Origin of the sequence: Saccharibacillus sp. O23 (assembly GCF_002205895.1) — a bacterium.
GTDB lineage: Bacteria > Bacillota > Bacilli > Paenibacillales > Paenibacillaceae > Saccharibacillus.
Genome location: NZ_NJDE01000031.1, coordinates 1 through 13,975 on the forward strand (window position 1 = coordinate 1; position 13,975 = coordinate 13,975).

A 13,975-nucleotide genomic window follows, 5' to 3' on the forward strand; every position below is an offset into this window, starting at 1 on the left:
CGCCGTTTCCGCCGAGCTGTCTGCGGCGGAAAGATCGTCCGGCGCGTTCCGCGCCCCGGACGGCCGCGCGTCCTCGGCCGGACCGCGCGCCGCGAAGAGGCGGGCGGCCAGCGCCGACAGGTCGCGGCCGCGGCGCAGCGGCTCGAACGGCAGGCGAAGCGCCGTCAGCAGGCGTTCGGCCATGCCGCCTCGCCCGCCCAGGAAGCGCGCCTTCGCCGCGCTTCCTCCGGCTCCGCCAAGCGGAGCCGCGAGGGCGCTTCGCGCCCCCGCAGGCGCGACGACGTCCGCGCGGCCCGCATGCGCCAGCAGCCGGCGCAGCAGGAGGCATGCCTGCGGCACGCGCGCGAACCGGCTCGTCAAGCCGAGCTGGTTCGCGAGCAGGTAACCCCCGCCGCCGCGATATTCCAGCAGCGGCGTCCACAGATCGCCGCCGTCGCCGAAGTCGCCGGCGCTGCTCTCCAGCAGCAGGCGGTAATCGCCCGCCGCCGGCTTCTCGAACGCGGCCGCCGCGATCGGCGACGGGCCTTCCTCGCGCAGCTCGGGGTCCCAGAACATGAGGTCTTCGTCGCCCAGCCCGGCGAAGATCGGATGGTCGTAGCTGCCCGCATGGGCGCGGATAAAGTCCCGCCGGCTCAGCGTCAGGCGGCCGATCGAGAAGACGTCCTGCTCCAGCACCAGCAGGCGGCCTCCGCGCGCGGCATGCGCCTTCGCGCCGCGTTCGAGGCGGCCGTCTTCGTCGCGCGCGAAGCTGCCGACGATCAGCAGCGCTTCCGCGGGCAGACGGTCGAGTTCTTTCGCGGTCGTCCGCGAACAATCCGGGACAAGCGCGCTCAGCAGACCGTAATCGTCGTCGCGGCCGATATAGAAGCACGGTCCGTCGACTTCGATCGGTTCGCTCCGCAGATCGGCGGAGAACACGCGGTAAAGCTTGGTCAGCTCGTGCACCGGCTGCCCGTCATGATAGAGCACGGCGGTGAGCGTCGCGCGCTCGCTCGTTTCAAGAGAACGGACTTCGGACGGCCCCGCCGTTTCTTCGACCGAAGCGCTTACTGATTCGGCAGGCATACCTTGGGCCGAATCGACGTTCGGATTCTTGAAGCAGTTCGCTGCTTCAACTTCCGGCTGCGCTCTTTCGCTTGCGTTCCGTCGGGTTTCGGAATCCTCGCGAACTTCATTCGCCGCACGAGTCGGCGATTTTCCTCCACCTCTGTCCGCTTTCCCGTTCGTCCACTTCGCCCTCTCCGGCATCCACCGGAACTCCGCGATCCGCCGTTCCGCCGGTTCCTGCCGGAAACGGACCGTTTCCCGCCGCAGTTCCCGGCCGCCCTGCGACACCGCGAATTCGATCGCGACGTCCCGGGCCGTCAGCGTATCGTTATGCACGTCGAACGTGCGGCGAATCTCGCCGTCGTCGAAGAAAGCGCGATCGTATTCGGCCGCGATCAGCGCCGCCGGACGGAAAGCTTCGGCCATGATCGCGAAAGCGGGATTCGGCCGGTACGCCGGATATTCCGGCGGCAGCAGGCCGTTGTTCAGCGTCAGCGAATAAGCCGGGATATAATCCGGCTTCACGCCGGGCGACTCCTGTTCGTCCCATTCGAGCGGAATGTCCCGCTCGGGCATGGCGCGCATGAAATAATGCGCGAAGTTGAACGTCGAGATGCCGGATACGCCCTGCCGCCGCGCGTATTCGACGAACAGCCGCTCTTTTTCCGCCAAGCCTCTAGCCGATTCGTCCGTATGCCGGTAGGCGCCGAATCCGACGTACATGCTCGCGTTCTGCGGACAGATGTACCACCAGCTTCCGTGTTCGCCGAAAGTCAGCGGCACCCGGCGGTCCCATTGCGCGATCGTGCCGTCGATATTGTAATGCCGGCTCTCGACTTCGGTCGATTCGCGGGGCAGCAGCCGGTTGTCGCCTTCCGCGACGATCGGGCGGGTCGGGTCGAGCTGCTTCATGGCGTCGATCAGAACGGGAATATGCCGTTTGAATTCGTCGCGTCCGTCCACCCAACGCATCTCGTTCTCCACGCTCCACATCACGACCGACGGCCGGTTGCGGTCGCGCAGCACCAGACGGCGCACATGTTCCAGCGCGTTCAGAACATAATCCGGATGGTCGGCGGCCATCGATTTGCCGGAGCCGTAGATCGCCGTTTCGCCGACCAGCAGCATGCCGGTCTCGTCCGCGATCTTCAGGAAATATTCCGGATAAGGTTCCGCATGCAGCCGGATGCAGTTGACGCCGACTTCCCGGCACATCGCGTACCAAGTCCGCACGTAGTCTTCGGTCTGCTGCGTCGGCCCCTGAAAATGCCACGAATCCCCGCGCAGCCGAATCGGAACGCCGTTGAGCACGAATTCCGGTCCTTCGTTCCAGAATTCGCGGAACCCGAACCGCTCGGTTCTGCGATCGACGACGACCCCGTCTTCCGCCAATTCCAACTCCGCTTCGTACAGTACGGGCGAATCCGGACTCCACAGCTCCGCATCCGTCCAACGTACGAGGAAACTCGCGCGGCCGAGCGGCGGAAGCGCGTCGTTTTCGCATAGGCGGAGAATCGTACCGGACTCTGCCGTATCGCTTTCGTTATTGGCGAACGGCGATTCCGCGATCGATCTATGACCGGGTTCCCGGCAGATTTGCGTATGCGGTTCGTCCGATTCGCGCGGTTCGTCCGCAGGCGCATCCCTCGACCGCGCGGATTCCGCAGACGCAGTCGGCCCGGCGGGCGTCGGCAAATTCCCGCTTCCGCCCGGCTCGCTGCTTGCTCCGCCCGTTGTCGCGGCACGTTCGTCGGACGCCGCCTGCCGACGCTGCTCCGCCGGATCCGGATCGTCCGCCGCCGAATCGCTGCCCGAACCGCCGCGAAGCACCGCCGTCTCCGCGGCGAGCACCGGCGCTTCGCCTGAACCGCCGACCCGGCGTACTTTGAGCGACGCGGTCAGCTTACCGATCGGCGCATGCCCCGCGCCCGTGCCGATCGACGCGTCGATTTCCAGCCGCCCTTCCCTTACCGACGTTCGCACAGCCACCGTTTCGATCGTCGTCTGCGGGTAACTTTCCAACCAAACGTCCTGCCATAGACCGCGAGCCAAATAACCGAACCAAGAGCCGGTCAGCCCCGTAACCTTGACCGCGCCGGACGGAATCGCCGTCTTGTCGAAATTCGCGCAGACCACTTGAAGTTCGCAGGTCTCGCCCGGCCGAACATAAGGCGTCGCGTCCAAGCGAAGCGGCAGATAGCCGTCGCGCCAGATCGCCAGTTTGATCCCGTTCAGGTATACCGCCGCCTGCTGCATGACGCCGTCCAGCCGCAGCACGATCCGCCGTCCGGTCCACTCCTGCGGCACTTCGAAATTTCGGCGAAGCAGTCCCGCTTCCGCAAGGTCCCACCCCCGCGGATAGTCGTACGGAGCGAACAGCCCGTAATCGTATTCTTCGATTCGTCCGAACGTGTAGCCGGGACGCGATTCGTACGCTCCGCGCCAGCTCGACGGCACGTTCACTTTCCGCTTCTCGTACACGACGGTCGGCGGCAGCGACAGCTCCTGCGGCCGATCGTAGAGCGGCATGAAGTCCCACTGCCCGTTCAAACTGATGCGTTCCCGATCCGGATTCGCTTCGAGCGTTTCCTTTTTCGAATCCGCGTGCCGAACGGCGTCCGCCGCCCGGTCCGAACACAGCCTTCCCGGCATTCCAGACGTTTCGGCTTGCGATTTGCGGCCTGTCATCTTCCGATTCCCCCTTAGGCTTCGGGCATCCGAATATCGAACGCGCGCTTGAGATTCAACCAGATCTTCTCGTTCTCCTGCCTATCCGGCCATTCGACAAAATGCGGCTGCATGACGGCTGCCCAATCTTGCGGCGTGTTCCGGGTGGTCAGCGTTCCTTCGTAAGGGGCAGGTTCGACCGTCGACGGCCGTTCGGCATAGAAAAACAACAGATTTTCGTTCAGTCCGATAATGCCGTACTTGTCGCCGTCTCCCGGCTTTTCTTCTTGATATTGATAATGGTAAAACACGTAGCTCGACACTTTGTCCGGCTTCAACCGCGCGATGCGTCCATAGCTCTCCGTCTGCCCCGTTCTTCGCCAATGCTCGCCGTCCGCCGGGCGCTGGTAATGGAAAATATCCGCCATCGGCACGAACGATCGGCTCCGCGTCTCTCCCGGCCATGCCGACAGCACCGAATCCGCGCCGGGCAGCAGAAGCTCCGGTTCGAACGCTTCGTCTTCGAATCTCCCCGGCGCGGAACCGGACGATTGCGATTCGAATATGCCCGATGGCTCTCCCGCGCCGCCGTCCTGCTCCGTCTCCGCGTACAGGAACCAATGCCCGCCGCCTCCGAACACGCTCAGCGCCGATACGCGAGCTTCCCTCATGGCCGCGATCAGCCCTTCCCGATGCTCGGATTCCTGCCGAAAATACAGTTCGGCCGCCTCCTCGTCTTCGCTCCAAGCCCGATACATCCAACGTTCGATTTGAGTCATCTTCGCGTTCATCCTTCCATTTATCCTTTTCTCGCGCTTGCGTGAACGGCTCTTCCTCGCATCCTTGCCGTTTGTTCCGACTAGTCGCGACGATAGCGACAAAGTGGCGCCTTGTTTTCCTAGTCCGCCGATCACCGAAATCAAGACGTTCCGAGCTTATCCGCCGCGCGTGCGCTTCGTTTCGTCGCTCTGCCGCTCTTTGCGGTATTCGCCGGGCGTCACGCCTTCGAGCTTCTTGAACACGCGGATAAAAGACATCGGATACAGATACCCGACTTTCTCCGCGATCGTCTGCACCGATTCGTCGCTCTCGACGAGCAGCCGTTTCGCTTCTTCCATCCGCAGACGCGCCAGATAATCGACGAACTTCTCGCCGATCTCTTCTTTGAAGATCCGGCTGATCGTTTTGGCGTTGCCGTCGAACGCTTCGCTGATATGGGTGAGCGAGAAGTCGGGATCGCCGTAATGTTCGGCGACGTATTCCCGCATCCGGTTCGCCAGATCGTAATGCTCGCGGTTCATGCGGCCTTCGCGCAGGCGCGCTTCCGCTTCCCGCAGCGATTCGAGCAGCGGTCCTCTCAGTTCGCCGATCCACTCGAAGTCGGCCGTGGAAGACGGGATGCCGCGCAGCGCGCAGCCGGCCCAGATCTCCTGCATCGGCGGCGGCAGTTCCTGCATTTCCCGCCGGAACTGCGCTTCGAGCAGCTTCATCAGCCGCACGACGTCTTCTTTGGAACAGCCGTCCGCCGCGATCAGCGCGAAGAACCGTTCGATCAACTCTTCCCATTCGCCGCTGCCGAGCCGGAACGCCAACGCCGCTTCGCGAACCGCCTGCACGAGCGCGTCCATTCCGCCGCCGGTTCCGACCGCTTCGCCCGCGCGTCCGAACACGTAGACGCGGTCCGGACCTTCGGCCACTTTGCGGTCGAGCGCGGCCAGCGCTTTGCGGTACGAAGCGGGCACCTGCGTCAATTCCTCGGCCGCGCTTCCGAAGCCGAACGTCGCCGTGAATTTCGCGTTCTGCTTCAGCCAACCTCCCGCCTGCTGCGCCATCGCCGCAAGCCGCGCCGGATCGGCCGGCCGGTCGGAGACGGAACGCCTACGGTAGAGCAGTCCGAGCCGGTCGGGGCCGATCCATTCCGTCCAGAGCGGTTCGCCGCAATCGTCCGCGATCTCCTGAATGACGCTGCGCAGCATGAATTTGAACAAAGCCAGATCGCGCGCCGTATGTTCCGCCGACAGCGAAGCGTACGCGTCGATCTCCGCGATCCCGACGATCACGCCGCCGAACTCGCCGTCCATGCCGAGGCTCTCGGTCTCGCGGCTCCATTCCTCCGGCGGCATGTCGCGGCTGCCTTCCAGCAGTTCCTTGAACATATGCGCCCGGCGATACGGCAGCCCTTCCGCCTGCTGGCGTTCGTAATCGTTGGCCTGCTCGATCAGTTTCTCCAGCGAACGCTCGATAAACGCGAATTCGTCGTCGCGGCTGCCCGGCAGCAGAATCCCGCGCTGCCTATGCTGCTCCGCCAGCGCCGTGATCCGGTTCATGACCTGCCCGAGCGGCCGGTAATGCCGATGGCTGATATAGGTCATGGCGGCGATTCCGCCGATGATCGCGGCGAACCCGAGCAGCGCCCACAGGTTGGAGAACGCGGACAGCAGCGAGAACGCGCCGACCCCTGCCAGACGCACTTCCACGTTCCAGCCGGTATAAGCGGACGTCATCGAGATCTTTTCGCGTCCGCCTTCGTCCGAACAGCTCTGCTCCGATCCTCCGATAATGCCGCCGCTTTGATCTTTGAGGCACACGTCCACGTTTTCCCGGCTCATCTCTTGGATCATCGATTGGATCGATTCTTTGCGCACGTTGACGACGATCAAGCCCTGCTCGCCGGAGAAATACGGAACGGCTTTGCTCAGCGACACGACGGCTCTCGGTTCGCGGTCGCCGGGGAACAGCTGCATCTGACGCAGCCCGCTCCAGACCGGGGCGGCCGGATCGGCCAACGTTTGCTCGATAAACGCCCGGTCCCCGAACGCTTGCAGCGACGACGAGAACGACTGCATCAGCACCTTGTCGTCGGCGCGCCGGTACAAATACACGGAATCGATCATCGGCAGCGGCGACATGAAATCGAGCAGCGCTTCGGTCACGCCGTAATCCCGGTAAGGCGTCGAACCCTGCGCTTCTTGGAAAAAGCCGCCGACCCGTTCGTTCAGCAGCAGCCCTTTGATCGTCGGCGTCTCGATGCCCCGCAGCGACGTGTCGACCACCTGCACCACGTTTTGCGCGTAAATCTCGTTGGCGCGCAGCGTCTGCTTGCGCACCGTTTCGTTCAGCGTCATGAAAAACACGATCACGAGGCACGACACCACCGCGAACAGAATCGGCAAATACGACAGGATCAGCCGGTAAAGCCATTTCTTCTGCATGTTCTTCCTCCCCTGATTCGCGCGGCGGCGTCATGTCCCGACTTACGGACGAAGCGGCGCAGCGAGAGAGACCTCTCCGCTGCGCCGACGCGTCCCGCGTTCAAGCGTAAGATTTATGAAGTTCGACTCCCGATCAATACGACAGTTCCGTGATCCGCTCGCGGGAAACGAAGCCCAGATGGCCCGCTTCGCCGATCGCCTGCTGCGACGTATCGAGATAGTTGAACACTTCCTGCCCGTCCGACTTCAGCACGATCCGCACGCCTCCGGTTTCTTGGAACACGCCCGTCTCGATCTGGTGCTGCTGCCCGAACGTCAGCATCGTGTTCGGAACGCCGAAGCCCGCCGGGCCGGAAATGCCTTGGTCTTTATTGACCGTGCCGTACAAGATGGTTCGTTTGCCGTTATTGAACCGGTGCAGCTCGATCTTCTCGTCGTCCATGATCGCCAGATACATCGTGCCCGTGCTGTAATTGCGCGAGATGTCCTGACTGCCCAACATCATCGCGTACCAGTTGGCCGAATCCGCCGCGTCGTCGATCTTCAGCCCGAACTCCAGCTTCTCGTTCTGGAACTTGCGCTCCGCGTAGACCGCGTAACCGGCCGGCGCCCGCAGCGCCAGCACGCCGTTCTCCAGTTCGCTAAGGGCGTTCGCCGCCGCTTCGACCCGCCAGCCGTCGGGATCTTCGACGAACGGTTCGAGCGAAACGGCGTCCGCGCTTTGTTCGTTCCACACGCGCACTTCGTAATCGCCCGTTACCGTTCCTCCTCCCGCGGCCGTCGCCGTCAACGTCAGCGTCGCCGTGCCGACCGCGTGCGCGACCAGCTCGCCGGATGCGTCGACCGTGAAGATCGAGTCGTCGGAACTGTCGTAAGCCGCCGCGCTGACCGTCGTCCGATCTCCGAACAAGGTCACTCCGTACGGTTGGAGCGAAAGCGACTGTCCTTCTTTCACATGCGCGACGCCGCCCGGCTGACCTTCGAGCGCGATGTCCGCAGGTTCGTCGCCGACTTGGACCTGCGCGTTCAAGATCCGCTGCACGCTACCTTTGACGATGCGGATCTCGATCTCCGTCATGCCCTGCGAGACGCCCGCGACTTCGCCTTGCGCGTCGACGGTCGCGATCGCCGGATTCAAGCTGCGGTATAGGATCTCCGCGCCCGCGCCGGTCATCGGTTCGTCTTTGCCGCCGCGCTCGTTCGGAGTCAGCGTCTCTGCTCCGCCGATCGCCACTTCCAGATCCGATACGCGCCAACGTCCGATTTCCTCGTCGTTCAGCGAAGCGTAAGCCGGCTGAAGTCCCGCGTTAGCGATGATGTTCTGCGCGGCCTGCGGCCAGTTCGCGTCCGGGACGACCGTATTGTTCTGGAAAAGAACGCCGGTGCCGTTGTTGGTGTAGGTACTGGTGGTCGTGTAGTTGTTCACGTATTCCACGTCGTGGATCGACGGCACGTAAGCCATCGCCCAACGGATCGGAGAACTCCATTTCGGCGCGTCTTTCAGGTCGATCACGTTGCCGTCGAATTTCCAGTATGCCGAACCTTCGTCGGTATACAGCGCGGCGTTGGCTTCGAGCTGGTTGCGGATATAGTTGCCGCGCACGAGGTTCTTGTCCGCGGCCGTTCCGCCCGTCGTGCCGAGCGTATAGATCGCGCCGCCGTCTTTGAGTCCCATGCCCATCAGATCGTAGATCAGGTTGTTTTCGATCTTGACGTTCTTGGTCACCGGATCGAAATCTTTGGCCCAGCCGTAACCCATATGCACGCCGCTGTAAGGCAGATTGTACATCTCGTTATGGCTGATCTCCATATCGAGCGGGTAACCGGCCGACACGGCCGCCGCCGATTTGTAATCGACGCCGATATCGTGAATGACATTGTTCAACACGTCGTCGTTCTTCATGATCAACCGGTGATCGGCCGGATTAAACACGTTTCGGTCCGACGAATTCGGTTGGCCGACGTTGACCGCGCCGCCGGAGATGTCGTAGAACCGGTTGCCTTCGATCAAGCTGTTCTGCACGCCGTTTTGCAGCCGAAGTCCCGTGATGCCGAGCTTGGCGAACGTCGTGCCGGTAAAGTTGACGGTATTCGCCAGTTCCGCTTCGACCGCGGCCGGCGGCAGCTCGTCCGGCGTGCCTTTGTAGCGCAGATGATTGTTCTGCGCGTCGGAGTGGCCCGCGTCGGTGCTCGGATGCATCCAAGTCGAATACATGAACGCCAGATTTTCGAAGTTCAGATTGCGCACCGGATCGTCCGCGGATACGCCCTGTATCGTGACCAACTGCTCCAACTCCGGCGCGATCACCTGCGCCGTGCTCAAATCTTCGCCGTCTCTCGGCATGTAATACATGAAGTCGGCGTCTCCGTCCAGATACCATTCGCCCGGCTCGTCAAGCAATTCGAGCGCGTTCTCGTAATAGACCGGCAGCGTGGCAGACGTTTGTCCGCGGTCTTTGACGCTGGCCCAACCCGGTTCGCGAAGCGTGAACTGCGCCAAGCCGTTCGCCGCCGTTACCGACTGCACGCGGACTCTGGAGTTGGTCCAGACGTCTTCGAAGACCAACTCCAGTTCGTCCGCGTCGCTCCACGACGCGATCTGCGTATCGCGGGACGTATAGCCGGAAGCCGTTTTGTTCGGACGGTCCAGTCCGCCTTCGCTGCGCGCCCGCACGGCGCGCACGCCGTCGACGAACAACTGCCGCGTTTCGAGATCCGCGTCGACGCTCGCCAGGTAGATGCCGCTGCCCGGCTGCGTCTCGGTCCAGCCGGAGATCGGACGGCCACCGCTGACGACCGTTTCTTCGCCGCCCGCGCCGCGGTAGATCACGAAATGCCCGCCGGTGCCGGAATCTTCCGGCGTGAAGGCCAACGTCTCTTCCAGTTCGTAAGTGCCCGCGCCCAGATTCACGACGATGTCGCCCGTCATGGCGTCGTTCAGCGCGCGCACTTCCTGCTGCGCCCGCCCGATCGTGGCGAACGGCGCGCTCTGGCTGCCGTCGCCGCTGTCGCTGCCCTGCGGCGAGACGAACAGCTGCGTCATGACGGTGCGCGCCGTGACCGTGACCGCCGCTTGGCCTTCGGCCGTGCCGTTCGCGGAACTCGCCGTGATCGTCGCTTGTCCCGGCGACACGCCCGTCACTTCGCCGTAACGGTCGACCGTCGCGACCGATTCGTCGGAGGAGATCCAAGTCAGTTCGGCTTCCGTCGTATCTTCCGGCTGGATCGTCGCGTTCAGCAGCGTGCGGGAACCGACCGGAACCGGTCCGCCGAGCGGCTCGATCTCGATGCCCGTCGCCGGAATATCGGCGACAACGACCGTCGTCTGCGCCGCGGGCAGCGCTTCGTCCGGCTGCGCCGAGATCGTCGCCGTGCCCGGCGCGACGCCCGTCACCCGGCCGTTCGCGTCCACCGTCGCGACCGATTCGTCGCTCGACGAGAACGTCGCGTTGCGGTCGGTCGCGTTCGAAGGATCGAATTGAAGCGTCAGGTCGATCGCGCGGCCGGTCGCCACGGCGTATTCGCTTTCGGCGAACGAAGCCGAGACCGCCGGAACGTAATTTTCGGCGACGAAGTCGTCGAAGCTGGCCGCGCCCGCGTTTTCCCGATAGACGCCTAAGTAGAAGGAAGCCATCGGGCCGGGAATCTTCATCGGTTCTTTGGTCAGCAGGCGGCGGCCGTTCACGTCCAGATCGAACGTGGTCGCCGTGCTGTTCATGGCGATCCGCACGTCGTACCAAGTGCCGGCCGTAACCGGCATCAGCTTGGTCCAGCCGGAGACGCCCTGCTTCATGTAACTGATCTCGCCGCCGTAGACGGCGAACTGCACCATCGAACCGGCTTGTCCGGCGGCCGCGGGCGTCGGCAGATACACGACGGCGTTGGTCTGATCGACGCTGAAGCTGTACGAGAGCGAAGCGCGGTTCGTCGAGATCGCCGCGGTGCGCCGGAAGTTATGGCCCGACGCGACGGGCGCGGTCTGCTGGATTCGCAGTACTTTGCCGCCTCGTTCGGCGGATTCGGCGATCTTGGCCGTTACGCCGGCCGGCGGCGTGCCGATCGTCCAACCTGCCGGAGACGAACCGACCGTGCCCGATTCGAAATCGTCGGCGACGACGGCTGCGCCGGAGAGGAGATTCGCCTGCGGCTCTTCGACGGATTCCGTTTCCGGCATCTCCGGCAGCGCTTCGCTGCCTGGCGAAACTTCGGCGTCGGAATCCGGCTGCGGTTCGTTCGGCTCTTCGGGCGTTTGAGGCTGAGGAGCCGGCTCGCTCGTTTCCGGCGTCGGCTGTCCGCTTGCCGGTTCCGCTTGCGATTCGCCGGACGGCGAATTGGCGGTCTTGATCGAGGATGGAACATTCGCGGCCGCGCCGCTTTGCGGCTGTTCCTCGTTCGATACGATCCGATCTCTTGCGGTTTCGGCCGCATCGGCCGGTCGAAGGCCGATTCCGACAGGCAGACTTCCGATCGTCAATACGGCGGTGATTACGCATACGCTCATTCGTTTCCAGACTTGTCCGTTCATGTTTCATCTCCTTCCGCTGCATAGCGGGATTGAATAAGACGGATAAGGCGAGGCGGAACGAGGCCGCAAAGCGCGCGGGTTCCGCCTGATTGTTCGAACGTCCGAAAGGTTCCGATTTTCGTGTACGTCAGCGTCCGGACCGACGCGACCATGCGCCGGCCCGATCCGGAAAGAACGACAGATATGCTTGAAAAATCCAATCGATGCCGCGCCGTGCGAAGACGCGGCAGGGTCAATGCGGCAGCAGCATCGCACCGCTTAAAGTCAATGCGTTCTGCCCGGCGCGTGCGGGTCCAGCTTCAACGACACCTGCTCCCGGCCGCCTTCGAGCAGCCGCACGAACCGAATGCGTTCATGCGGTTCGCGCGGAACTTCGCGATCGTCCAGCGTCTCGTCGCGAACCTCGATCTGCGCCAGACGGGCCCGGACGGCGGCTTCGTCCGCCGCGTCGTCCAAGCACACCACCGCCCAGCCGGCTTCCAGACGAGGCGCGCGAAGCGTGCCCGGCCCGCCGCCGGCGTAGAGCACTTGGCGGAGCTTCAAGCGTTCCGCCTCGCGTTCGGCGTGCAGGATGCCGGGCCGACGTTCCGGCGGGGCCGTTTCCGCTTCGCGCTCTTGAAGCCTCGGCGTCGAGAGCGGATTGTCGTCCGCTGCCGAGACGTCTGCGCTGCCGGACTGCGCCGCGGCTTCCCGACGTCGGTCCGGATTGTCGCCGGCCGCATCGAAGATTGCGTTCGGTTCGGCATGGGTCTCGCCGCCGAACCGAATCCCTTCGAGCGGCGCGATCGCGATCGCCGCTCCCGGATAGCGCAGCACCCGCCACAGGCGTCCGTCGCCGCCCGTCACTTCGGCGGCTTCGCCTTCGTAACCGGGAATCAGCCATTCGTCGGCGATCTCCGCCGCCGTCTGGACGACGCGATCGAGCACCCGCAGCGCCAGCAGCGCATGGCCGTTCTGAGCGGCGTATGTACGCACGTCCGGATAAGGCGATTCGCGAAACAGCGCGGGCATCAGATAAGCGGTCTTATAGCTCTCGGCCGGATGCGTGCGGACGGTCTGCCCGTCGTCGACGTACCAGCGGGCATACGACACCTGCCCGTCTTCGGCCGCCGCCGACAGCGGAAAGCTCTGCCAGCCGAGGCCCCACGTCTCGTGCTGATAGCTGCCCGGAATCACCGGGAACACGTTCAAGCTGCCGAGCCGCGTCCGGATTCCGATCCAACTGTACGCGGTCGCGCCGTCGAAGACGCGTTCTTCGCGGATGCGGGGAACCGGCTGCCGCCCCGGCGAAGCGGCGGCGTTCGCCGTACTCCCGGCCTTTGCGGAGCTTCCGACGCTTCCGTCGGTTTCTCCATTTGCTCGACCTTTTGCTTCGGCATCGCCGCCGCCCCGCTCCCGAAATTCCTTCTCGAACAGCAGCAGCGTCGCAAAATCGTTCACCTGAAACGAAGTCTCCCCCGAGTCTTGCGTTTCCAACTCGTCCGTCCCCGTCACTCCCGCGATCAACCAAGCCAAGCTGCTCCGGCGAACCGCGCCGCCGAAGTTATAGCTGCGGATCGACGGCACCAATTCGCGTCCGTCGTGAAAACGCAGAATGTCCAGCAGCGTTTCCCGATGCCCGTCCAGCCGATCGGCCAGTGCCGGCCGATCGATACGAAGCAGCGGCGCGGCGATCTCCAGCGCGTTCAGCATGACGCCCTGGTAGACGAGGCTCATATTCTCGCCCCATCCCCAACCCCGCCGCGCCGTGTACGCTTCCCAGCGTTCGAAATAGTCGCCCGCGATCTTCAGCCGCTTCCCGTCGCCGAGCAGATGCGCGATCGCCAGCAGCATCGCGCCGTCACTCATCGTTTTGTTCGGGTAGTACAGCTCGGGTTCGCGGCATTCGCGTTCGAACCAGAACGCCGCATGCCGCAGCATTCCGTCCATGACGGCGACGTGTTCCGCCGGCATCGCGTCCGGCGCTCGCAGACGCAGCGACACGAGCGGCATCAAGATAAAGAAAGCGGCGTTCGAATCCTGCACCTTCGCTTCTTCCGCGTACCAGCGGAACGCGCCGTAATGCTCGTGCTGCGGATCGCGGATCTGAAGCTCGGCCAGCGCGCGCAGCGTGTCCGCGCCGCGTTCGCCGCATTGGCGAAGGTCGAAGGTCGCGATGTCGGCTCGTTCTCCGGTTTCGCGAAGCGCGGTTTCCCGCGCTGTTTGAGCCGTCGTACTTCTTTCCGCGGCGGCCGCCGAACCCGAAGCTTTTCCTCCGTCCGAAACCGCCGCTCCCCCTGCCTGCGGCTCCGCTTCTGACCGCGCCTCCGCCCGCTGCTCCAGCAGCAGGCCCATCGCGTAATAACCGGCCGAATACCGCCCTTCGTGGCAGTACGGCAAATGCGCGATCTGCCGCGTATGGCCGGGCCGGTCGTAGCGGACCAGTCCGTTCTCGATCACAATGCCGTCCGACGCTTGCGCGTAGATGCGGCGCATGACGCCGATCGCCCATGAATGCACGACGTTTCCCCCTTTCTGCTTGCTT

5 protein-coding genes are annotated in these 13,975 nt (G+C 63.8%); all 5 read right to left on the bottom strand.

The features are described from left to right. A partial coding sequence (locus tag CDO73_RS27295) for a glycoside hydrolase family 2 protein (protein WP_143536182.1) occupies positions 1-3,735 on the bottom strand: 3,735 nt, incomplete at its 3' end. Positions 3,736-3,749: 14 nt separating this feature from the next. Then, complete coding sequence (locus CDO73_RS24990; RefSeq protein WP_143536183.1) at positions 3,750-4,493, bottom strand: hypothetical protein; 744 nt, start codon at positions 4,491-4,493, stop codon at positions 3,750-3,752. A 156-nt stretch (positions 4,494-4,649) separates the two neighbouring features. Continuing rightward, complete coding sequence (locus tag CDO73_RS24995; RefSeq protein WP_088491221.1) at positions 4,650-6,926, bottom strand: helix-turn-helix domain-containing protein; 2,277 nt, start codon at positions 6,924-6,926, stop codon at positions 4,650-4,652. Between the two features lie 133 nt (positions 6,927-7,059). After that, on the bottom strand, positions 7,060-11,451 hold the full coding sequence (locus CDO73_RS25000; protein WP_088491222.1) for an Ig-like domain-containing protein: 4,392 nt from the start codon (positions 11,449-11,451) through the stop codon (positions 7,060-7,062). A 264-nt stretch (positions 11,452-11,715) separates the two neighbouring features. Further along, positions 11,716-13,950 carry a hypothetical protein gene (locus CDO73_RS25005; protein WP_088491223.1) on the bottom strand — a complete coding sequence of 745 codons (2,235 nt, stop codon included), beginning with the start codon at positions 13,948-13,950 and terminating at the stop codon, positions 11,716-11,718. Between the last annotated feature and the right edge of the window lie 25 nt (positions 13,951-13,975).